The sequence below is a fragment of the Mycobacterium sp. NGS48 genome (assembly GCF_059812585.1).
Genome location: NZ_JCALCY010000004.1, coordinates 211540 through 234770 on the forward strand (window position 1 = coordinate 211540; position 23231 = coordinate 234770).

Annotated in this window: 17 protein-coding genes; 12 read left to right on the forward strand and 5 right to left on the reverse strand. The window is 65.8% G+C overall.

The window, feature by feature from the left end; all coding sequences use genetic code 11:
• Positions 1-133: 133 nt before the first annotated feature.
• Genes AC5Y42_RS10140 through AC5Y42_RS10155 form a run of 4 tightly spaced genes read left to right on the forward strand, consistent with a single transcriptional unit; the run spans position 134 to position 7632 of the window.
• On the forward strand, positions 134-1606 hold the full coding sequence (locus tag AC5Y42_RS10140; RefSeq protein WP_499897820.1) for a wax ester/triacylglycerol synthase family O-acyltransferase: 1473 nt from the start codon (positions 134-136) through the stop codon (positions 1604-1606).
• Positions 1603-3222 (forward strand): HAD-IB family hydrolase, encoded by a 1620-nt coding sequence (locus tag AC5Y42_RS10145; RefSeq protein ID WP_499897821.1) that lies wholly within the window; start codon positions 1603-1605, stop codon positions 3220-3222. Before AC5Y42_RS10140 ends, AC5Y42_RS10145 begins: the two co-directional genes overlap by 4 nt.
• Positions 3219-5561: a glycerol-3-phosphate 1-O-acyltransferase gene (locus tag AC5Y42_RS10150; protein ID WP_499897822.1), complete on the forward strand. Its 2343-nt coding sequence runs from the start codon at positions 3219-3221 to the stop codon at positions 5559-5561. The genes AC5Y42_RS10145 and AC5Y42_RS10150 overlap by 4 nt, the downstream gene beginning before the upstream one ends.
• A gap of 58 nt (positions 5562-5619) precedes the next feature.
• Positions 5620-7632: a bifunctional copper resistance protein CopD/cytochrome c oxidase assembly protein gene (locus AC5Y42_RS10155; protein ID WP_499897826.1), complete on the forward strand. Its 2013-nt coding sequence runs from the start codon at positions 5620-5622 to the stop codon at positions 7630-7632.
• 4 nt (positions 7633-7636) lie between these two features.
• Here the strand turns inward: AC5Y42_RS10155 and AC5Y42_RS10160 are convergent, their stop codons facing one another.
• The gene (locus AC5Y42_RS10160; RefSeq protein ID WP_499898112.1) at positions 7637-8974 is read right to left on the reverse strand and encodes an MFS transporter; all 1338 of its coding nucleotides are present in this window, start codon (positions 8972-8974) and stop codon (positions 7637-7639) included.
• Between the two features lie 205 nt (positions 8975-9179).
• Here AC5Y42_RS10160 and AC5Y42_RS10165 point away from each other — a divergent pair, with 205 nt between their 5' ends.
• The 6 genes from AC5Y42_RS10165 (at position 9180) to AC5Y42_RS10190 (ending at position 18414) form a co-directional block, all read left to right on the forward strand.
• Positions 9180-9947 carry an LppX_LprAFG lipoprotein gene (locus AC5Y42_RS10165; protein ID WP_499897828.1) on the forward strand — a complete coding sequence of 256 codons (768 nt, stop codon included), beginning with the start codon at positions 9180-9182 and terminating at the stop codon, positions 9945-9947.
• A gap of 194 nt (positions 9948-10141) precedes the next feature.
• On the forward strand, positions 10142-10603 hold the full coding sequence (gene ssb / locus AC5Y42_RS10170) for a single-stranded DNA-binding protein (protein WP_499897830.1): 462 nt from the start codon (positions 10142-10144) through the stop codon (positions 10601-10603).
• 72 nt (positions 10604-10675) lie between these two features.
• Positions 10676-12352 carry an energy-dependent translational throttle protein EttA gene (gene ettA / locus AC5Y42_RS10175; RefSeq protein WP_499897831.1) on the forward strand — a complete coding sequence of 559 codons (1677 nt, stop codon included), beginning with the start codon at positions 10676-10678 and terminating at the stop codon, positions 12350-12352.
• A gap of 49 nt (positions 12353-12401) precedes the next feature.
• A complete protein-coding gene (locus AC5Y42_RS10180; protein WP_499897833.1) occupies positions 12402-17354 on the forward strand; it encodes an NAD-glutamate dehydrogenase in 4953 nt (1650 codons plus the stop codon).
• Positions 17351-17764, forward strand: coding sequence for an acyl-CoA thioesterase (locus AC5Y42_RS10185; RefSeq protein ID WP_499897834.1), 414 nt, complete (start codon positions 17351-17353; stop codon positions 17762-17764). Before AC5Y42_RS10180 ends, AC5Y42_RS10185 begins: the two co-directional genes overlap by 4 nt.
• Complete coding sequence (locus AC5Y42_RS10190; protein ID WP_499897835.1) at positions 17752-18414, forward strand: DUF8010 domain-containing protein; 663 nt, start codon at positions 17752-17754, stop codon at positions 18412-18414. Before AC5Y42_RS10185 ends, AC5Y42_RS10190 begins: the two co-directional genes overlap by 13 nt.
• Positions 18415-18433: 19 nt before the next feature.
• On the opposite strand, the gene AC5Y42_RS10195 is transcribed toward AC5Y42_RS10190, so the two are convergent.
• On the reverse strand, positions 18434-20005 hold the full coding sequence (locus AC5Y42_RS10195) for a glycoside hydrolase family 13 protein (RefSeq protein WP_499897837.1): 1572 nt from the start codon (positions 20003-20005) through the stop codon (positions 18434-18436).
• Complete coding sequence (locus AC5Y42_RS10200; protein ID WP_499884406.1) at positions 20005-20403, reverse strand: globin; 399 nt, start codon at positions 20401-20403, stop codon at positions 20005-20007. Before AC5Y42_RS10200 ends, AC5Y42_RS10195 begins: the two co-directional genes overlap by 1 nt.
• A gap of 143 nt (positions 20404-20546) precedes the next feature.
• On the opposite strand from AC5Y42_RS10200, the gene AC5Y42_RS10205 reads away from it, so the two are divergent.
• On the forward strand, positions 20547-21194 hold the full coding sequence (locus AC5Y42_RS10205; protein WP_499897838.1) for an HNH endonuclease: 648 nt from the start codon (positions 20547-20549) through the stop codon (positions 21192-21194).
• A gap of 3 nt (positions 21195-21197) precedes the next feature.
• On the opposite strand, the gene AC5Y42_RS10210 is transcribed toward AC5Y42_RS10205, so the two are convergent.
• On the reverse strand, positions 21198-21617 hold the full coding sequence (locus tag AC5Y42_RS10210) for a hypothetical protein (protein WP_499898114.1): 420 nt from the start codon (positions 21615-21617) through the stop codon (positions 21198-21200).
• A 60-nt stretch (positions 21618-21677) separates the two neighbouring features.
• A complete protein-coding gene (locus AC5Y42_RS10215; RefSeq protein ID WP_499897840.1) occupies positions 21678-22598 on the reverse strand; it encodes a carbon-nitrogen hydrolase family protein in 921 nt (306 codons plus the stop codon).
• A gap of 103 nt (positions 22599-22701) precedes the next feature.
• On the opposite strand from AC5Y42_RS10215, the gene AC5Y42_RS10220 reads away from it, so the two are divergent.
• Positions 22702-23229, forward strand: a complete 528-nt coding sequence (locus tag AC5Y42_RS10220) for a helix-turn-helix domain-containing protein (protein WP_499897842.1) — start codon at positions 22702-22704, stop codon at positions 23227-23229.
• Positions 23230-23231 lie beyond the last annotated feature (2 nt).

The window sequence follows — 23231 nt, forward strand, 5'->3', positions numbered from 1 at the left end:
GTTCATTCCAGTGAGCCGATCCGCACATTCGGCTACCGCCGCCGCGTCAACCGGACTAGCGTTGTGTGAGCGTGTGAAACGGAGGGCGGAGTGGCGAAGTCAGGGCTGACGCGTCGAGCTGGGGGTGGCCAGGATGGCTGAGTCGGTCGACGCGGCCGGATTGCCTACCGCGCTGGGAGCGGTCGATTATCTGCTGCACCGCGGAGAAGCCAACCCACGGACGCGCTCGGGGATCATGGCGCTGGAAATTTTGGACACCACCCCGGACTGGGAGCGTTTTCGGACCCGGTTCGACAATGCATCCCGGCGCGTGTTGCGGCTTCGGCAGAAAGTCGTCGTGCCGACGCTGCCGACGGCTGCACCGCGCTGGGTGGTCGATCCCGACTTCAACCTGGACTTCCATGTGCGACGGATGCGCGTCGCGGCGCCAGGCACCCTACGCGAAGTGGTCGACCTCGCCGAGGTGATGCTGCAGTCGCCGATGGACATCGCGCGGCCGCTGTGGACCGCCACCCTGATCGAGGGCCTTGCCGACGGACGGGCGGCCACCCTGTTGCACCTGTCGCACGCCGTCACCGACGGTGTCGGCAGCGTGGAGATGTTCGCCCACATCTACGACCTCGAGCGGGATCCGCCGGCCGTACCCGCGCCGCCACAACCCATTCCGCAAGATCTGTCCGCCAACGACCTGATGCGCGAAGGCATCAACCAGCTGCCCGGAACGGTGGTCGACGGCGTGCGCGGCGCGTTGTGGGGAGCGGCGTCGGCGGTCGGCCGGACGGTGCTGCGCCCGGCATCAGCGCTGGCCGGAGCGCTGAGCTACGCCCGCTCGGGAGTCCGGGTGATGAGCCGGGCCGCCGAACCGTCGCCGCTGCTGCGCCGCCGCAGCCTGGCCACCCGCACCGAGGCACTCGATATCCCGCTGTCGGATCTGCACCGGGCCGCCAAGAGCGGCGGCGGATCGATCAACGACGCCTATCTGGCCGGCCTGTGCGGGGCGCTGGGGCGCTACCACGAAGCCCTCGGCGTGCCGATTGCCACTATGCCGATGGCGGTACCGGTGAATTTGCGTGCCGAAGCCGATCCCGCCGGCGGCAACCGGTTCACCGGGGTCAACCTGGCGGCACCGGTGGGGACGGCCGATCCGGTGGCTCGGATGCGCAAGATCCGCGCGCAGATGACGCAGCGCCGCGAAGAGCCGGCCATGGACATCATCGGGTCCATCGCACCGGTGCTCAGTGTGTTGCCGGCGCCGTTGCTGGAGTCGATGACCGGTTCGGTGGTCAGCGCCGACGTGCAGGCCAGCAACTTGCCCGTCTATCCCGGTGACACCTACATCGCCGGCGCAAAAGTACTGCGCCAGTACGGCATCGGTCCCTTACCCGGAGTGGCGATAATGGTCGTGCTGATATCGCGGGGCGGGATGTGCACGATCACCGCGCGCTACGACCGGGCCGCCATCCGGCATGAGGAATTGTTCGCCCGCTGCCTGTTGGAGGGTTTTGACGAGATCCTCGCGCTGGCCGGCGAGCCTGCGCCGCATGCGGTGCCCGCCTCCTTCGCCGCCGCGTCCGTCGAATCGAGCCGATCGGCATCGGGCTCATGACGGCCGCTGAGGACCGCTCGGGGCGAAAGACGCCCCGTGATCTACGGCTGCCCGGCTCGGTGGCCGAGATCATGGCCAGCCCGCCCGGCCCCAAGATCGGCGCGTTCTTCGACTTGGACGGAACCTTGGTCGCGGGATTCACCGGCGTGATCTTGACCCAGGAGCGTTTCCGGCGTCGCGAGATGGGCGTGGGTGAGCTGATCGGCATGATCCAGGCCGGCCTGAACCACCAGCTCGGCCGCATCGAGTTCGAGGAACTCATCCTCAAGGCCTCCTCGGCGCTGCACGGACGCCCGATGAGCGATATGGAAGAAATCGGCGAGCGATTGTTTGCCCAGAAAATCGAGAGCCGGATCTATCCGGAAATGCGGGAATTGGTGCGCGCGCATCAAGCTCGCGGCCACACCGTGGTGCTCAGCTCGTCGGCGCTGACCTTGCAGGTCGAGCCGGTGGCCCGGTTCCTCGGCATTCCCAACACGTTGACGAACAAGTTCGAGACCGACGAGAACGGGGTGCTCACCGGCGGTGTGGTGAAACCGATTCTGTGGGGACCGGGCAAAGCCACGGCCGTGCAGGGGTTTGCCGCCGAGCACGACATCGACTTGACGGACAGCTACTTCTACGCCGACGGCGACGAGGATGTCGCGTTGATGTATTTGGTCGGCAACCCGCGCCCGACCAATCCGGAAGGCAAGATGGCCGCCGTCGCCCGTCGGCGCGGCTGGCCCATTCTGCGGTTCACCAGCCGCGGCGGAGGCGGGATCACGGGGCCGCTGCGCGCAGTGGTCGGCATCGGCTCGATGGTCCCGGTCGCCGCCGGTGCGGTCGGGATCGGCCTGCTGACCCGTAGCCGGCGCCGCGGCGTGAACTTCTTCACCTCAACCTGGTCGCAGCTGTTGCTGGCCGCCAGCGGCGTACATCTCAACGTCGTCGGCGGCGAGAACCTGACCGCGCAGCGGCCGGCGGTGTTCCTCTTCAATCACCGCAACCAGGCCGATCCGGTCATCACCGCGGCGCTGGTGCGCGACAACTGGGTCGGCGTCGGCAAGAAGGAACTGGCCAGCGACCCGGTCATGGGCACGCTCGGCAAGCTGCTGGACACCGTGTTCATCGACCGCGACGATCCGAACGCCGCGGTGGAGATGCTGCACGAGGCCGAAGAGCGCGCCAAAAACGGGCTTTCGATCGTGATTGCGCCCGAGGGCACCCGGCTGGACACCACGACCGTCGGGCCATTTAAAAAAGGCGCCTTCCGCATGGCGATGGCGGTGGGGATTCCCATCGTCCCGATCGTGATCCGCAACGCCGAGGTCGTCGCCGCCCGAAACTCCAGCACGATGAATCCCGGCACGGTCGATGTCGCTGTCTTCCCGCCGATTTCGGTCAGCAACTGGACGCTGGACGCGCTGCCGGACCGGATCGCCGAAGTTCGCCAACTGTATCTGGACGCGCTGGCGGACTGGCCCGTCGACGAGCTCCCGGAAGCCGCGCTATACAGCCGGGTAACCAAGGCCGCACCGCGCAAGCGCGCGACAAAGACCCGCAAAGCGCCCGCCAAGAAGGCGGCGAAGGCCGAGCCTCAACCACGTGCACCACGGCCGAAAGGACGATCGTGACGTCGGTTGCCGCCGATCCCAGCGCATTCACCACGACCGGCGACACGCTGGTATTGGCGTCGGTGTCCTCACCGGTCGAAGCGGATCTGCTTGAGCGCTGGCTGGATGGACAGCGCGCCCGCTACCCGGAGACCAAGATCGTGGTGCTGCGGCTGCCCCCACGCAACGCGCAACCCGCCGACTTCGCGCAGCTCGTCGAGCAACTCGAGGTTGACGAGGACCGTTCGATCGTGCCGGTGCGGGTGTTCTGGATGCCGCGTGCCGACGCGTCGGCATTGAGTCGCGTGTCGGCGCTGCTGCCGGGACGCGATCCGTATCACCCCAACGAGCGTCAGCAGCGGCAGATCGTGCGCTCCGCGCCTTCTCGTGCCCGCGTGGTGGCCGGCGAATCGGCGAAGGTCTCCGAGCTGCGCCAGCAGTGGCGGGACATCACGGTGGGCGACAATCCGCGGGAATTCGCGCACTTCGTCACCCGTCGCGCGCTGTTGGCGATGGAACGCGCCGAATACCGAATTCTGGGACCGCAATACAAATCCCCGCGACTGGTCCGGCCAGAGATATTGGCATCCGCGCGTTTTCGCGCCGGGCTGGAGAAGATCCCAGGGGCCACGGTCGAGAAAGCCGGCGAGATGCTCGATGAGCTCGCCACCGGGTGGAGCCGGGTATCGGTCGACATGGTGTCCGTCCTGGGCCGAATGCTCAGCCGGGGATTCGAGCCGGAAATCGACTACGACGAGTACCAGGTAGCGGCGATGCGCACCGCGCTGGAAACGCATCCGGCAGTACTGCTGTTCTCGCACCGGTCCTACATCGACGGTGCGGTGATGCCGGTGGCGATGCAGGAAAACCGGCTTCCCCCAGTGCATGTCTTCGCCGGTATCAATCTGGCATTCGGGGTGATGGGCCCCTTGCTGCGCCGCTCCGGCGTCATCTTCATCCGGCGCAACATCGGCAATGACCCGCTCTACAAATACGTGCTCAAAGAGTACGTCGGCTACGTCGTCGAGAAGCGATTCAACCTGAGCTGGTCAATCGAGGGCACCCGCTCGCGCACCGGCAAGATGCTGCCGCCCAAACTTGGACTGATGAGTTATGTGGCCGACGCGTATCTGGACGGCCGCAGCGACGACATTCTGCTGCAAGGTGTTTCGATCAGCTTCGACCAATTGCATGAAACCGCCGAATACGCCGCCTACGCGCGCGGTGGCGAAAAACGGCCAGAGGGTTTCAGCTGGCTGTACAACTTCATCAAAGCCCAGGGCGAACGCAACTACGGCAAAATCTATGTCCGCTTTCCCGAGGCCGTCTCGATGCGCCAACACCTTGGGCCGCCGGGTGGCTCGGTCGCGCAAGATGAAGCCGCCAGACGCCTTGCCCTGCAGAAGATGTCGTTCGAGGTTGCGTGGCGGATCCTGCGGGCAACACCGGTGAACGCCACCGGGCTGGTATCTGCGCTGCTGCTGACCACCCACGGCGTGGCGTTGACGCTTGGCCAGCTGCACCACACCCTGCAGGATTCGCTGGACTACCTCGAGCGCAAACAAACCCCGGTGTCTACCAGTGCGCTGCGGCTACGCACACCGGAGGGTGTCCGCGCGGCGGTGGATGCGCTGTCCAATGGGCATCCGGTCACCCGTGTGGACGGTGGTCGAGAACCGGTGTGGCGCATCGCGCCCGAAGACGAGCACGCCGCAGCGTTTTACCGCAACTCGGTGATCCACGCCTTTCTGGAGACCGCGATCGTCGAGCTGGCGCTGGCCCATGCCGGGCACGCCGACGGCGATCGGGTGGAGGCGTTCTGGAAACAGACCATGCGGCTGAGAGACCTGCTGAAATTCGACTTTTACTTCGCCGATTCAGCGGCGTTCCGGGACAACATCGCTGAAGAGATGGCGTGGCATCAGGATTGGGAAGCGCACGTCGCGGCGGGCGGTGACCGGATCGACGCGATGCTCTTCGAGAAGCGGCCGTTGATGTCGGACGCTATGCTCCGGGTCTTTTTCGAGGCGTACGAGATCGTCTCCGACGTTCTGCGCGACGCCCCGGCCGATATCGGTGAGAAAGAATTGACCCAGTTGGCGCTCGGCGTCGGCCGCCAATACGTCGCGCAGGGCCGGGTCAGCGGCAGCGAACCGGTGTCGACGCTGTTGTTCGCCACCGCCCGCCAGGTGGTCGCCGATCAGCACCTGTTGGAGCCTGCCGCGGACCTGGCTGAGCGGCGCAACGCCTTCAGGCGCGAGTTGCGGGAGATTCTGCACGATTTCGACCACGTGGCGCAGATCGCGCGCCACCAGTTCGTCGCCCGTGAAGTCGAGGCCCGGCGGCACGCGGCAAGCTAGCTCTGGGCAGCCGGATGCCAGGCGAATTTTCTCGGCCATCCGCTTCTACCCTGTATCCATGACGGATGCGGCGATTGCCAGCCGGCGGCGCGCTGCGGTGTGGCCGCTGCTGGCCGGCGTCGCTGCACTGGCCGGCTGCACGGCCGCCGGTATTGCGGCGTTGTCGCTGGCCGATGCGCTGATCGCGACCGGACTGCCCAATCCGGGCCCGGGGACCACGCTGGGATTACCGTTCGTACGCGCCGCCGGGGAGATCGCCGCGGTGCTGGCGGTCGGGTCGTTTCTGTTCGCGGCGTTTCTGGTGCCACCGCAAGACAGCGGGGTGCTCGACGCAGACGGCTATCGCGCGCTACGGCTGGGCACCGTAGCGTCCGGCGGGTGGGCGGTGTGTGCGGCGCTGCTGGTCCCACTGACTATTTCCGACGTCTCCGGTCAGCCGCTGTCCGCCCACCTCAACCCGGTGACACTCTGGTCGCTGGCCAGCCTGATCAACACGGCGGACGCCTGGCGGTGGACCGCATTGATCGCCGCCGCAGTGATGATGGCCAGTTTGACGGTGCTGCGCTGGTCGTGGACGCCCGTGCTGCTGGCCGGGTCCTTGGTGACGCTGGTGCCCCTCGGCCTGACCGGCCACTCGTCGGCGGGCGGGTCGCATGACCTGGCCACCAACAGCCTGCTCATCCACCTCGTCGCCGCCGGTCTGTGGGCCGGGGGCCTGCTGGTGCTGTTGGCCCATGCCACGCGCGGCGGGGGACACGCCGCCCTGGTGGCGCGGCGGTTCTCTGCCCTGGCCCTGTGGTGTTTCGCCGCGATAGCCCTCAGCGGCGTCGTCAACGCCCTGGTACGAATTGTTCCCTCGGATCTGCTGACCACCGACTACGGGCGGCTGGTGATCGCCAAGTTCGTCGCCTTGTGCCTGCTCGGTGTCATCGGCTACCGGCAGCGCCGCACCGGAGTCGCTGCGCTGCAGAAAGATCCGAACGCGCGACGCGTTCTGATCCGGCTGGCGCTGATCGAGGCCGCGGTGTTCGGCGTGACCTTCGGGATCGCCGTCGGGCTGGGCCGCACACCGCCGCCACCGCCGCCGATCATCAGACCCTCGATTCCCGAGGTGGCGATCGGATACGACTTCGCCGGACCGCCCACCGTCGTCCGGGTGTTGTTCGACTGGCGCTTCGACCTGATCTTCGGCACCGCGGCAATCGTGGCCGCGGCGCTGTATGTGGCCGGCGTGCGTCGACTACACCGCCGCGGCGACAGCTGGCCGCGGGGCCGGACGCTGACCTGGCTGCTGGGCTGCGGGTTGCTGCTGTTCGTGACGTCCTCGGGAGTGGGCCGATACATGCCGGCCATGTTCAGCATGCACATGGCCGCCCACATGCTGCTGTCGATGCTGATTCCGATTCTGTTGGCGTTGGGCGCTCCGGTCAGTCTCGCCCTGCGGGCGCTGCCGGCTGCCGGACGTGGTGAGCCGCCCGGCATGCGGGAATGGCTGTTGGCCGCGCTGCACAGCCGCTTGTCGCGGGTCTTCACCAACCCGGTGGTCGCCACCGTGTTGTTCGTTGCCGGGTTCTACGGGCTGTACTTCGGCGGCATCTTCGACGCCGCAGCCGGCAGCCATGTCGGCCACGTCTTGATGAACGTGCACTTCCTCCTCAGCGGCTACATCTTCTACTGGGTGGTGATCGGCATCGACCCCACACCGCGGCCGATCCCGCCGCTGGCCAAAGTGGCGGTCGTGTTTGCGTCGTTGCCGCTGCACGCCTTCTTCGGGGTAGTCCTCATGGGCACCCGCGACATCCTCGGCGAAAGCTTCTACCGCTCGCTGCAGCTGAGTTGGCATACCGATCTACTCGGCGACCAGCGACTCGGTGGTGGAATCGCTTGGGCAGCAGGCGAAATGCCGCTGGTGATCGTAATGATCGCGTTGCTGGTGCAGTGGAGCCGCAGCGATCAGCGCACCGCCAAGCGGCTCGACCGCGCCGCCGAACGAGACGACGACGCCGAGTTGGCCGCCTATAACGCGATGCTGGCCGAACTGGCCCGCCGCGACACATCCGGCCAGCGCTAGCCGGCTACTCCCGCAGCCCTGCCTCGACAATGGCGTGCGCCTCCTGCTCGGTCTCGACCGACGGTCCGGAACCGGGTAGGCGCTGACCGGCCACCTCCGGGGTAAACCACACCGCGACCACGCCCACCACGCCCGCGGCCATCAGGATATAGGCCGGCACCATCACTCTGCCGGTGCCAGATACCAGTGCCTCGGCGATCAGCGGGGTGGTGCCGCCGAACGCCGATACCGAGATGTTGAACCCGATGGCCACCGCGAAGTTACGCACATTGGTGGGAAAGAGCGCCGGCAGCGTCGACGGCGTGACGCTGCTGAAGCACAGCAGCATCATCCCGATGAGCATCACCCCGATAAGCCGTTCCGCGTAGCCTGTGCCATGGCGGATCAGCAGGAATGCCGGGATCGAGGCCACGATGAGCAGGCCACACCCGGTCCACAAGATCGGTTTGCGACCGATGCGGTCGGACAACTTCGCGACGGACACCACCGCCACCAGCATCATGACCAGCACCGCCACGATCATCAACAGCCCACTGCTGCCGCTGATGCGGCCGACTTGCTTGAAGTACGTGGGCAAATACCCGGTGAGCATGTAGTTGGTGACATTCTCCGCCAGCACCAGCCCCATCACGATCAGCAGCGACCTCCGGTGCCGCACGACCGTCTGCTCGAATTGGTGCCAGCCGCCCTTCCCGGTCTCGCTCTCGGCCTCGCTCATCTGCTCGTAGGCCGGCGACTCCTCGATCCGCAACCGCATGAACAGCGCGACGAGGGCCAACGGGACGCCCAGCAGATATGGGATGCGCCAGCCCCAACTCGCCATATCGGCGATGGACAGCTGCGTCTGTAGGCCCGTCACCACGGCCGCGCCCACCACATATCCGCTCAGCGTGCCCAGCGGCAGAAACCCGGCCAGCGTGCCGCGGCTGCGGTCCGGGGCGTGTTCGCTCACGTAGGTCATCGCGCCGACATACTCGCCGCCGGTGGAGAAGCCCTGCAGGATTCGGGTGACGATGAGCAGGACCGGCGCCCAAATGCCGATGTTCTCGTAGCCGGGAAGCAAACCGGTCACCGTGGTGCCTACCGCCATCAGCGTGACCGTCATGACCAGGACCTTTTTGCGGCCAATCCGGTCACCGAGCGAACCGAAGACAACCCCACCGAACGGCCGCACTGCGAACGCCGCGGCCAGGGTGCCGAAGGTGGCGATCAGACCGACTGCGCTGGAGCTGTCGGTGGGGTAGAACACCCGCGCGATCGTGGTGGCCAGGAAGCCGTAGATGCCGAAGTCGTACCACTCCATGAAATTGCCGATCGCGGTGCCGGCAATCGATCGACGCATGGCTGCCGGATCAGAAACCCGGATCTCGTCGCGTGCCCACTTCCGGTGGTGAGTGTGTTCGTCGCTGTCTCGTCGGCTTGTGGTAGCCACCGCAAGACGGTATATCACACGCCCGGCTCACCCAATTCCTCGACAGTCCAGGTGAATACCGCACCGACCAACGCGGCCTGCGGTGGCGGGAGCGGTGCCCCCTACGATGTCTGGCATGTCCAGGCTTCTAGCCGTACCGGCCGTTGCAAGCGTCCTAGTTGTCCTTGTCGCCGGCTGCGCTCCCGCGTCCACGCCGCCGCAGCCGCCGTCGTCAACGTCGTCGCCGCCGTCGCCGTCGTCAGCGTCATCGTCGACTTCGCCGTCGAAGCAGGCCGACGAGCCGCTGCCGGACCCCGCGGCATTGCTCAAGGAGTCCAGCACGACCACCAAGGACCTGAAGAGCGTGCACGTGGTGCAATCGGTGGCCGGCAAAATTGCGGAGATGCCGGTCAAGAGGTTGGAGGGCGACCTGTCCAGGGAGCCCGCCCCCGCGGCCAAGGGCAACGCCAAGATCACGATCATGGCCGCGGAAGTTGACATCGCATTTGTCGAACTCGACAGCCGCCTGTATGTGGCGCTGCCCGGGGAGGGCTTCAAAGATTACGGGCCTACGTCCAACGTCTACGACGTTGCCGCAATGCTGAACCCGGACACTGGGCTGGCCAACATGATGTCCGACTTCATCGATCCCAAAGTCGAAGGCCGTGAGACCGTCGGAGGCCAGCAGACTATTCGGGTTTCCGGCAAGGTCACCGCGGACGCGGTGAACAAGATCGTGCCGCTGGACACCACCAAGCGGATGTCGACCACTGTCTGGATCCAGGAAAGCGGAGACCACCAGCTCGTCCAGGCCATGTTCGGGCCGAGCAAGGACGACTACGTCGAGATGTTTTTCTCGAATTGGAACGTACCGGTCACCGTCGACAGGCCTGCGCTGGCGTGATCGCCGACTAGCGGTTGGCGTTTTCGTCGCCGCGTCGCTGCTTGCGATGTCTTATCCCCAGACGGCGGTTTCTCCACAGCTGCCACCAATTGCTGCGCTTGATCCGGCCGGAGTGTCGCGCCGCCGGCGCTCAATGTGAGCAGCACCGGCGGGATCACACCGAAGCGACCGCCGCAATCAGGAAGGGATGAGCAATGTTCGAAACGCCGCTGACCGTAGTCGGAAATATCGTCAATGACTTACAACGCCGCCAGGTCGGTGACCAAGAGGTGATCAAGTTCCGTGTTGCGAGCAACTCGCGCCGACGTGGCGCGGATGGCACCTGGGAGCCTGGGAACTCGCTATTCGTCACCGTCAATTGCTGGGGCTGGCTGGTCACCGGCGTAGGCGCGTCGCTGCGCAAGGGCTCGGCAGTGATCGTCGCGGGCCACGTGCACACCAGCGAATACGAGGACAAAGAGGGCATCCGCCGGTCGTCGCTGGAAATGCGCGCCACCGCCGTCGGCCCCGATCTGTCCCGCTGCCTCGCGCGGGTGGAGAAGACGGTCGCCGCAGAAAGCGACGCGTCATCGCAGCCCGAGGCCAATTCCGATGAGGAGGCCCACGGTGCAGATGCCCAATCCGACGCGGAGATCGGGCTGCCGCTGTCGGCCTAAACGGCCCCGCGGCACCGTTGCCTAGGATGGGCCACGAGCACTTCCGGAAGACCAGAGAGGTAACACTGCTGCATGGCTGAGTTCATCTACACGATGAAAAAGGTCCGCAAGGCGCACGGCGACAAAGTCATCCTTGACGACGTCACACTGAGCTTTCTGCCCGGTGCCAAGATCGGCGTCGTGGGCCCCAACGGGGCCGGCAAGTCGAGCGTCTTGCGGATCATGGCCGGCCTGGACAAGCCCAACAATGGGGATGCTTTCCTGGCCACCGGCGCCACCGTCGGCATCCTGCAACAGGAGCCGCCGCTGAACGAGGAGAAGACCGTTCGCGGCAATGTCGAAGAAGGTCTCGGCGAACTGAAAGTCAAGCTCGACCGGTTCAACGAGGTCGCCGAACTGATGGCCACCGACTACACCGACGAGCTGATGGAGGAGATGGGCCGGCTGCAAGAAGAGCTCGACCACGCCGGCGCCTGGGACATCGACTCCCAGCTCGAGCAGGCCATGGACGCGCTGCGCTGCCCGCCGCCCGACGAGTCGGTCACCCACCTGTCCGGCGGCGAGCGGCGTCGGGTCGCATTGTGCAAGCTGCTGCTGTCCAAACCCGACCTGCTGCTGCTCGACGAGCCGACCAACCACCTCGACGCGGAAAGCGTGCAGTGGCTCGAGCAGCACCTGGCCAGCTACCCGGGGGCGATCCTGGCGGTCACCCACGACCGGTACTTCCTCGACAACGTCGCCGAATGGATCCTCGAACTCGACCGGGGCCGCGCCTACCCGTATGAGGGCAACTACTCCACCTATTTGGAGAAGAAGGCCGAGCGGCTGGCAGTGCAGGGCCGCAAGGACGCCAAGCTGCAAAAGCGCCTGCAAGACGAGCTGGCCTGGGTGCGTTCCGGCGCCAAGGCACGGCAAGCCAAGAGCAAGGCGCGATTGCAGCGCTACGAGGAGATGGCCGCCGAGGCGGAAAAGACCCGCAAGCTCGACTTCGAGGAGATCCAGATCCCGCCCGGCCCGCGGCTGGGCAACGTGGTGGTCGAGGTCGAACACCTGGACAAGGGCTTCGAAGGCCGCCCGCTGATCAAAGATCTGTCGTTCACGCTGCCCCGCAACGGCATCGTCGGCGTCATCGGACCCAACGGGGTCGGCAAGACCACGCTGTTCAAAACCATCGTCGGTCTCGAACCACCCGACAGCGGCACCGTCAAGGTCGGCGAGACCGTCAAGATCAGCTACGTCGATCAGACCCGCGCCGGAATCGACCCCAAAAAGAATGTGTGGGAGGTCGTCTCCGATGGCCTCGACCACATCCAGGTCGGGCAGAGCGAGATCCCGTCGCGTGCCTACGTCTCCGCCTTCGGTTTCAAGGGACCCGACCAGCAGAAGCCGGCCGGGGTGCTGTCCGGTGGCGAACGCAACCGACTTAACCTGGCGCTGACGCTCAAAGAAGGCGGCAACCTGATCCTGCTCGACGAGCCCACCAACGACCTCGACGTCGAGACGTTGAGCTCGCTGGAGAACGCGTTGGAGAAATTTCCCGGCTGCGCCGTGGTCATCTCACACGATCGCTGGTTTCTGGACCGCACCTGTACGCACATCCTGGCGTGGGAAGGCGACGCCGACAACGAGGCCAAGTGGTTCTGGTTCGAAGGCAACTTCGGTGCGTACGAAGAAAACAAGGTCGAACGGCTCGGCGCCGAGGCCGCGCGTCCGCACAGAGTGACCCACCGCAGGCTCACTCGCGACTAATGTCGGCGGCAGCAGCGCTGGTAGGCGTGCTGAGTCAGGAGCCGTCGGCATGACGATCGACCCAGGGGGAAGACCGGAACATCCGGGCCCCGGCAATCGGGGCTATCCGCACCCTGGGTCTCCGGGACGTCCTGCACCGTCGTCGGAGCACGACTTCCGTCTGCCGGCCGGCTGGACCGAATTCGCCGGGGCTGACGACGTTCCGTATTGGATTCCGAAGGCTTACACCGCTACTTACCGCGGCCCGCACGGCGACGCGCCCGACTCCGACGGGCAGTTCGCTGATACCGCCGTCATCAACCGCGCCGCTGCCGGGGCCGTGACGCCGGCGATGCTGAGCGCCCATTTCCGCCTGGCGCAGCACCGCCGCCCCGGCGAGACCCGGGTGGCGGTCTATCCGGCCGACGACCGCGCGGGCATCGGCCCCGCGATGCAAGTGGTCACCGAGTACGGCGCCATGCTGATGGACTCCGTCGCGGTCCTGCTGCACCGGCTCGGGGTGGCTTATGTCGGCATCATGAATCCGGTATTCGCGGTGCGCCGCAACCCCTCCGGTGATCTGGTGAGCGTCGGACCGAACACTGCCGGGGCTGCGCCGGGCGATGGCCGCCAGATCAATGAGATGTGGATCCACGTGCAGCTCTCGCCGTCGGCACACCGCAAAGCCCTCGCCGAGGCCGAAAGACTGCTGCCCAACGTGATGGCCGATGTCCGTCAGGTCGCCGCCGATTCCACAGCGATGACCGCGACCCTCAACGGACTGGCCGACAATGTCGAAACCGACCGGGACGGACGCTTTTCGGGCCCGGACCGACGTGATGTCGCCGCCCTGTTGCGCTGGCTGGCGGACGGACACTTCATCCTGCTGGGCTACCAACGCGGCCCGGTGCTCGACGGGCAGGTGTCGGTCGACGAATCAGCGCGACTGGGCGTGCTGCGGCTGCGCAAGGCGTCGCGGACCCGGTTGACCGAAGACAACAAGCTGCTGGTGCTCGCCCAGGCGACGGTTCCCAGTTATGTGCGTTTCGGCGCCTATCCCTACATCGTCGTCATCCGGGAAAACGGCGGCAATCGGGTCGTCGAGCATCGGTTCGTCGGACTCTTCACCGTCGCCGCTATGAACGCCAACGTCTTGGAGATCCCGATGATCGCCGGTCGGGTGCAGGAGGCACTCGCGTTGTCCGAACGCGACCCCAGCCATCCGGGGCAGCTGCTGCTCGACATCATCCAGACAGTGCCACGTTCGGAGCTGTTCGCGCTCAGCGCCCAACGGTTGCTGACGATGGCAACGGCCGTCGTCGATCTCGGGTCGCGGCGACGGGCACTGCTGTTCCTGCGCGCCGATCGACTCGGACAACTCGTGTCTTGTCTGGTCTATCTGCCGCGCGACCGCTACACCACCGCTGTCCGATTGGAAATGCAGGACATCCTGGTCCGCGAATTCGGTGGCACGAGCCTGGAATACACCGCCCGGGTCAGCGAGGCGCCTTGGGCGCTAGTGCATTTCGTCGTCCGGCTGCCGGAAGCATCTGCGTCGTCGGACGTCGACACCTCCGAGGCCAACCGCGTACGTATCCAGGGCCTGCTGACAGAGGCCACTCGCACCTGGGGCGACCGGTTGCTCGGTGCTGTGCAAAGCGGCTCCATCGCGCAGCGCGAGGCCGAGCACTACGCGGCGGCTTTCCCGGAGGCATACAAACAGGCCATCGCGCCCGCCGACGCCATCAAGGACATCGCCGTCATCGAATCGTTGAGCGACGATTCAGTCAAACTGGTGTTCTCCGACCATGATGACGGCGACGGGATCGCGCTGCTGACGTGGTATTTGGGTGGTAGGACAGCGTCCCTGAGCCGACTGCTGCCGATGCTGCAATCGATGGGCGTAGTGGTGCTCGAAGAGCGACCGTTCACCGTTGCCCGTCCCGACGGATTGAAGGTGTGGATCTATCAATTCAAGATCTCGCCGCATCCCACCATCTCGCTGGCGTCCGAAGGGCCCGAGCGCGAAGCCGCCGCACAGCGATTCGCCGACGCGGTGACCGCCATCTGGCAGGGACGCGTCGAGATCGACCGATTCAACGAGCTGGTCCTGCGCGCCGACCTCACCTGGCCGCAAGTCGTGGTGCTACGCAGCTACGCAAAGTATCTGCGGCAGGCCGGTTTCCCCTACAGCCAGCCACATATCGAATCGGTGCTCACCGAAAACCCGTACACCGCAAGGGCGCTGGTCGCACTGTTTGAGGCGTTGTTCGATCCGGACCCGTCCAGTTCGCCGAAGAGCCGGGATGCCCAATCCGCGGCCGCGACCGTCGCCGCGAACATCGACGCGCTGCAGAGCCTCGACACCGACCGCGTTCTGCGTGCGTTCGCCTCGCTGATTCAAGCGACGCTGCGGACTAACTACTTCGTGACGCGGGAGGACTCGGCTCGAAGCCGAAACGTGCTCGCGCTCAAGCTCGACGCTCAACTGATCGACGAGTTGCCGCTGCCGCGACCGAAGTTCGAGATTTTCGTCTACTCGCCGCGCGTCGAGGGCGTGCACCTTCGATTCGGCTACGTGGCGCGCGGCGGTCTGCGCTGGTCGGACCGCCGAGACGACTTCCGAACCGAAATCCTGGGCCTGGTCAAGGCGCAGGCAGTGAAAAACGCCGTCATCGTCCCCGTCGGCGCCAAGGGCGGATTCGTCGTCAAGCGGCCGCCGCTGCCCACCGGTGACCCCGCCGCGCACCGGGACGCCAGCCGCGAGGAGGGCGTGGCCTGCTACAAACTTTTCATCTCGGGGCTGCTGGAGATCACCGACAACGTCGACCACACCACCGGTGAGGTCAGCGCCCCGCCCGAGGTGGTGCGTCGCGACGGCGACGACGCCTATCTGGTGGTGGCCGCCGACAAAGGCACCGCCGCGTTCTCCGACATCGCCAACGACCTCGCCAAGTCATACGGGTTCTGGCTGGGCGACGCATTCGCCTCCGGCGGGTCGGTGGGATACGACCATAAGGCTATGGGCATCACCGCCCGCGGCGCCTGGGAGGCGGTCAAGCGCCATTTCCGGGAGATGGGCGTCGACACTCAAAGCGAAGACTTCACCGTGGTGGGGATCGGCGATATGAGCGGCGACGTGTTCGGCAACGGCATGCTGTTGTCCAAACACATTCGATTGGTCGCCGCCTTCGACCACCGGCACATCTTCCTCGACCCCGATCCAGATGCCGCGGCTTCCTGGGAGGAACGCCGGCGGCTGTTCGAGCAGCCCCGCTCCAGCTGGGACGACTACGACACATCGGTGATCAGCGAGGGCGGCGGGGTCCACAGCCGCGAACACAAAACCATCCCGATCAGCGATCAGGTCCGCGCCGCGCTGACAATCGAGGACGACGTAAGCGAGATGTCGCCGCCCAATCTGGTGCGCGCGATCCTCAAAGCACCGGTGGACCTGCTCTACAACGGCGGTATCGGCACCTACATCAAGGCCGAAGCCGAGTCCGACTCCGACGTCGGCGACCGGGCCAACGATTTGGTACGAGTCAACGCGAACCAGTTGCGCGCCAAGGTCGTTGCCGAGGGCGGAAACCTCGGCGTCACCTCCCTCGGCCGGGTCGAGTTCGACCTGTGCGGCGGCCGGATCAACACCGACGCGATGGACAACTCAGCCGGTGTGGACTGCTCCGACCACGAGGTCAACATCAAGATTCTGGTCGACGCGGCGGTCACCGCTGGCAAGGTCAAGCCCGAGAAACGTACCGAGCTACTGGAGTCGATGACCGACGAAGTCGCCGACTTGGTGCTCGCGGACAATATCGACCAGAACGACCTGATGGGAACCAGCCGGGCCAACGCCGCCAGTCTGCTGCCGGTCCATGCCGACCAGATCAAATACCTTGTGGCAGAACGCGGCCTGAACCGCGAACTCGAGGCCCTGCCGACGGAGAAGGAGATCCACCGGCGGGCCGAGGCCGGCCTCGGGCTCACCTCACCGGAACTGGCCACCCTGATGGCACATGTCAAGCTCGTGCTCAAAGACGAGTTGCTGACCACCGATCTACCCGATCAGGAAGTGTTCGCTTCCCGGTTGCCGCAGTACTTTCCGGCGGTGCTGCGGGAGCGGCTGGGTGCCGAGATCCGCTCGCATCAACTGCGCCGCGAGATCGTCACCACCATGCTGATCAACGATTTGATCGACACCAGCGGCATCACCTACGCCTACCGCATCACCGAAGATGTTGGCGTGAGCCCAGTCGACGCGGTCCGCACTTATGCGGCGACCGATGCGATTTTCGGGGTGGGGGAGTTGTGGCGCCAGATCCGCGCGGCCGGCTTGTCCGTCTCACTGTCGGACCGCATGACACTGGACACCCGCCGGCTGATCGACCGGGCCGGACGCTGGCTGCTCAACTACCGGCCACAGCCGCTGGCAGTCGGCGCCGAGATCAACCGGTTCGCCAAGAACGTACGGGCGTTGGCGCCCCGGATCTCGGAGTGGTTGCGCGGTGACGACAAAGCCATCGTCGAGAAGGTAGCCGCCGAATTCATTTCGCAGGACGTCCCGGACGAGCTGGCATACAGCGTCGCCACCGGTTTGTACCGTTACAGCCTGCTCGACATCATCGACATCGCGGACATCGACGACCGGGATGCCGCGGAGGTCGCCGACACCTACTTCGCGCTGATGGACCGCCTCGGTACCGACGGGCTACTGACCGCGGTCTCGGAGCTGCCCCGGATAGACCGTTGGCATTCGTTGGCGCGCTTGGCTATTCGCGATGATATCTACGCCTCGCTGCGCGCACTGTGTTTCGACGTGCTGGCTGTCGGCGAGCCCGACGAGAGCGCCGAAGAGAAGATCGGCGAATGGGAACACACCAGCGCGTCGCGAGTCGAGCGGGCACGTCGTACGCTCACCGAGATTTATGAAAGCGGTGACAAGGACTTGGCTACGCTGTCGGTGGCCGCACGTCAGATTCGGCGCATGACGCGCACTAGCGGACGGGGATCATCGGGGTGACCAATGGTTTTGTCGCACCTGTGCCGGTGCGATGGTCAGACATCGACATGTACCAGCACATCAACCACGCCACGATGGTCACCATTCTCGAAGAGGCCCGCGTGCCGTTTCTGCGTGAGCCTTTCGGTGCCGATATCACCACCATCGGTCTGCTGATCGCCGACGTGCGGGTCACCTACAAAGATCAGCTCCGACTGGCGGATTCGCCGCTGCAGGTGACCATGTGGGTGAAACGGCTGAGAGCGGTGGACTTCACGGTCGGCTATGAGGTGCGCTCGGTCAACGCCGGTCCGGCCGCCAAGCCCGCGGTGGTGGCCGAAACACAGCTCGCCGCAGTCCACATCGACGAGCAGCGGCTGGTGCGGCTCACGTCGCACCATCGGGAGTATCTGCAGCGGTGGCAGCGGTAGCCGAGCGCGGAGTGTGGTTGGGCCCAACGTCGATGGCCGCCCACCGCGGAGATCTGGCCGCGTTCGTCGCGCGGGCACTACGCCTCGACGAAGCCGCGGTCATCCGACTGCGCGCACGGCCGAGTGAAGTGCTCACGGCATGGGTCGCCACCGGTTTCGACGTGTTGGCCGGCAGGGCAGTGACCGGCAGCATGCGCCCAGACGACTTGACCGTCGGGGCAGACGAATTGGCCCGTGGCCTGTCCGCGATGGACGGCTATGGTTACGTCGAGCCGGGCTTCCCGGTCGATTCGGCGTGGCGCGGCGCTTTGCCGCCGGAGTCGGGGTTCGCCCATCTCGACGACGTACCAGTGCGCCCGATGCTGGATTTGGTGCAGCGCGGCGCGCAACTGGCCAAGGAGCATGGCAGCCGGCATGGCCCGCCGGTATCGCTGCTTGAGCACGAGGTGCTTCGGGTCAGCTCGGCCGACGCCAGCGTGGGTGTACCGATGCGCTGCATATTCGCCTTGACCGCAATGGGTTTCCTGCCGCCGAAGTCGAACGCCGATGAGATCGTGCGGGTCCGGATCTCGCCGACCTGGTTGCGGATCGACGCACGGTACGGTTCAGTGTATCGGCGGCGCGCGTACGCGACGCTGGCGATGCGCTGACTCCGCGGGCCGCGGCGCGCTACACCAGCCAAGCCGCGGCGTGCGACGGCAACTCACCGTCTCTGACGGGTGCGCTCGCGAACAGAACGTCACCCTCGGGTAGCCGTAGCGGCCGCATGCCGGCGTTGAGCACGCACACCAACTCGCCGCGGGTGAACATCAATGCGCCGCGCGGCGCGGTCAGCCAGTCGATCCGGGTGCCTTTGAATTCCGCTCGGCGGCTGCGGAGTTCGAGCGCGCGCCGGAAGAACGTCAGCGTCGAGCCGGTATCGGCAAGTTGCTTCTCGGCGGTCAGTGCCGCCCAGTCCGGTGGAATTGGCAGCCACGTGTCGGCAGCGGTCGAGAACCCGAATGGCGGTGTGTCACCGTCCCACGGCATCGGAACGCGGCACCCGTCGCGGCCACGCTCGGTATGCCCCGAGCGTTCCCACGTCGGGTCCTGCAGCACCTCATCGGGCAACTCCGCGTTCGGTAGTCCGAGTTCTTCCCCGTTGTAGATGAACACTGCGCCGGGCAGGGCGAGCATCACCATCGCCATCGCCCGCGCCCGGGCCAGCCCGACCGCGCCGCCGCCGTAGCGGGTGACTTCCCGTTCGACGTCGTGGTTGGACAGTGTCCATGTCGGGGTGGCATTTTCGATCGCCGCCGCGGCCAGCGAATTCTCGATCGCGTCGCGGATGTCGGTGGCGTCGAAATGCGCCTGGACCAGCCGGAAATTGAAGCCCAGGTGCAGTTCGTCGGGGCGCAAATACTCTGCCCAGCGGGCGTTGTCGTGGACCCACACCTCCCCGATGGTCACCGCGCCCGGATAGTCGTCGATGACCCTGCGGATGTCGCGATGAATCGCATGCACTCCCACGTGGTTGAACCGGGGGTCGTCGTCCTTGTTGCGCAACATCCGGCTGCGGTCGACGGCCGCCATGTCCGGCAGACCCGGCGGCTTGGCCATCCCGTGCGCGACGTCGATGCGGAAGCCGTCCACCCCGCGCTCCAACCAGAACCGCAGCGTCTTCTCGAAATCGTCGAAGATCTCCGGGTTGTCCCAATTCAAGTCTGGCTGCTCGGCGTCGAACAGATGCAGATACCACTGGCCCGGATTGCCGTCCGGCTCGTTGACCCGGGTCCATGCCGGACCGCCGAACACCGACTCCCAGTTGTTCGGCGGCTCCAGCCCACTGGGACCGCGGCCGTCGCGGAAGATGTAGCGCTCGCGCGCGTCGGTGCCGGGGCCGGCGGCCAGCGCGGCTTGGAACCACGGGTGCGCCGAGCTGGTGTGGTTGGGCACCAGATCCATGGTGATCTTGATGTTGCGGTCGTGGGCCGCCGCGATCAGCCGCTCGAGGGCGGCCAGACCGCCGAACAACGGGTCGACGTCACGCGGATCGGCGACGTCATAGCCGTGATCGGCCATCGGCGAGACGGTGACCGGATTGATCCAGATCGCGTCGATGCCCAGCTGGGCGAGGTAGTCCAGTCGGATGGTCACCCCGTCGAGGTCGCCGACGCCGTCGCCGTCGCTGTCGGCGAACGACCGCGGATAGACCTGGTAAAACACCGCATCGCGCCACCACGGCGCACTATGACGACCCATCAGAACGCGGAGTTGACCAGTGAGTGCGCCGCCATCTGCAGGTAGTCCAGCAGCTCTTGGCGATGCTGGTCGTCCAGGGTCTGCGAGTCGATGGATGCGATTGCGGTGTGCATACACCGCAACCAGGCGTCGCGTTCGATCGGCGTGATCCGGAACGGGACATGCCGCATCCGCAGCCGCGGGTGGCCTCGCCGTTCCGAGTAGGTCCGCGGACCGCCCCAGTACTGCTCCAGGAACATCCGCAACCGCTCCTCGGCCCCGTCCAAATCATCCTCGGGATAAAGCGGGCGCAGAATTTCGTCCTCGGCGACCAGCTCGTAGAAACGCGCGACGATGGCGTGGAAGGTCTCGGCGCCGCCGACGGCGTCATAGAACGACGGTTGTTGTAGCGGTTCCATCTCCTCCATTGTGGGGCATGCGCCGGTGGGCCACCGGCCGCGGTAGCGCGGGCACTGGTTGTTCACCGGATCGACCAGCGCAGACACGCCAATTCGGCGTGCGATCGATCGCGAATCATGGTGGACTGTTCGGCGGAGGACGTATGGCGCAGCATAAGAGACGCCGCGGCCACCGCAGTTCCGGTGTCGCGGCAGGGCTAACCGGCCCCGCAGCCGGGTCATGCCTGCACAGCGTCGACGGCCCTCCGCCCCCCGCGCGTGACGCTGGATCCATCTGGAATCGCCGGCGGGTGCTACTGCTGAACTCCACCTACGAGCCGCTGACCGCACTGCCGATGCGACGGGCGATCATCATGTTGATCTGCGGCAAGGCCGACGTCGTGCACGACGATCCGGCCGGCCCGGTGATCCACTCGGCGACCCGGTCGATTGCGGTGCCGTCGGTGATCCGGCTGCGATCCTATGTGCGGGTGCCTTATCGGGCCCGGGTCCCGATGACCCGCGCGGCGCTGATGCACCGCGACCGCTTCTGCTGCGCCTACTGCGGGTCGAAGGCCGACACCGTCGACCACGTGGTGCCCCGCAGCCGCGGCGGAGACCATTCCTGGGAGAACTGCGTGGCGTGTTGCTCGACGTGCAACCACCGCAAGGGGGATCGGCTGCTGGCCGAGCTGGGCTGGTCGCTGCGGTTGGCGCCGGCATCGCCGAAGGGGCAGCACTGGCGGTTGCTGTCGACGGTCAAAGAACTCGACCCGGCCTGGGCGCGGTACCTGGGTGAGGGAGCCGCGTAGCCCTCAGGCGAATTGAGCGGCGATGAACCCGGCCAGCAGGACCCCGAAGCCGCCGATTTCACCGATGATGAGCAGCGCCATCGAGATGTGCATTCCCGGACCCGGGTGCTCGAACTGATTCGTGGTGTCTTGCAGGGCGCCGTGCACGATGTAGCTGACGATGGCGGCGACAAAGAAGAAGACCAGCACCATTGCGGCGGTCAGATTCAGCCAGCTCGGCCAGGCGCTGAGCTCGACGAACGCGGCAGTCAGCAACGTGGCGAACGAGTAGAGCAGAGCCGCACGGTGTGCGATGTCCACATATGGGTGAGCGAGATGTTCGGGCCTGGTGGCCATCTGGCGGTACTTCCATACGCCCAGGCCCAAGGCCAGCAGGAAGATCAGACCGGCCGCTAGCAGCGTCACAACCGTGTCGGTGCCCAACACCTTGCTCGTGCACTCCAAGATCAAGTCTCCTTTGTCGTGTGCGATGAAACAGCTGCCTCACTTGGCTGCGACGTGACGTCGATACCAACGCTGCCCATGCCAGCGCTGGTAATGCCAGGTGGCAGCCGACAACCAGCCGCGTTGATGCAGCCAAAAGCCGGCCGGTGGTTCCAGGGTGGCGCTCTCGCGGCCGAGGGTGATTTCGCCGAGAACGACCCCTTCTCCTTCGTCGGCGCGACGTTCGGCGACGACGGTGCCGCTTGCTGTGGCGATCAGCGTTGAGCCCTCGAAATAACCTCGGTATTGCACGGGCAGCCATGGCATCGGACAGGTCAGCGAGCCGGCGTGGGCGGCATGGACGACCGGCGCACCCACATACCGCGAAAACGACGCCGCCGCCCGACGGGCTGTGGCGGAGTTGTCCTTCTCGAGTCGGGCGAACATCGAGCGGGGTGTCCAAGCGGGAACCGACCACCACCCCGAGCCCGTCATGACCAGATCTACCCGGCCGCGTAGGCGTCGAACGGTTTGAGTGCGCATCAACTCCCAGCACACCGCCGCCCCGACCGTGCGCTCCCGAGTGTTCAGGACGCCGTCGTCGTCGCCGCCCACGTAGAACGCGTTCTCCCACATGGTGGGCAGGTCCTTATTGTGACGTCCCACGACACCGCCGGCATCAGCGAGCAGGTAGGCGTTGCGAACCTGGCCGTCAGGGTCGCGGCACAAAAACGAACCTCCGACTAACGCCCCATGGCGAGCGGCGAGCGTGGTCAATAGTTCGGTGGCCGCACCGTCTGGCGGCAGAGCGGCTGTGGCAAGCGACTTTTCGAACCCAATTCCGGTCGTGAAGAATTCCGGAAGCGCGATGACGGTGGCGCCTGCTTGGCCCGCTTCGTCGGCAAGCCGTTCGCAGGCGGCCAAATTGGCCGAGATATCGCCGAGTACCGCCTCTAACTGCACGGCAGCTGCAAGGACCATGCACCAGACGCTAACACAACGTCAACCATAAGACACCAGGTGTCCTATCGTTGAGCGTGTAAACTCCTCCTGTCGGTAGCCCGCTCGCGATAACGGAGGTGCGATGAGTGCTCTGCTGCGCTCAGTGCGTCTGCAGCGCGGGATGACGCTTGAGCAACTCGCCGACGCGACCGGGTTGACCAAGAGTTACCTTTCGAAGATCGAACGTCAGCGTTCGACCCCGTCGATCGCGGTGGCATTAGAGGTGGCCCGCGCGCTTGAAGTCGATGTAGCGCAGCTGTTCTCCAAGAATTCAGCGGATACGACGCTGTCGATCGACCGCGCCAAGGGGCGCTCGGTGGACCGGTACCATGCGGTGGCGGCCGCCATGCTGGGAAAAGCCATGTCTCCCTTTATTGTTCATCCCACCCGTGAGTTCGGCGAGCATCCGCACCCAGTCCACGCTGGACAAGAGTTGGTGTTCATTCATTCCGGGACCGTCGAAATGCGTTGCGGAGATCAGACCGTCACCTTGGAAGCGGGCGACTGCGCATATTTCGACTCGTCACTTCCTCATCAGCTGCGCCGGATCGGACGTGTTCGTAGCGAGGCCATCGTCGTCACATGCACCGACCACAGTCGCAATAGGTAACG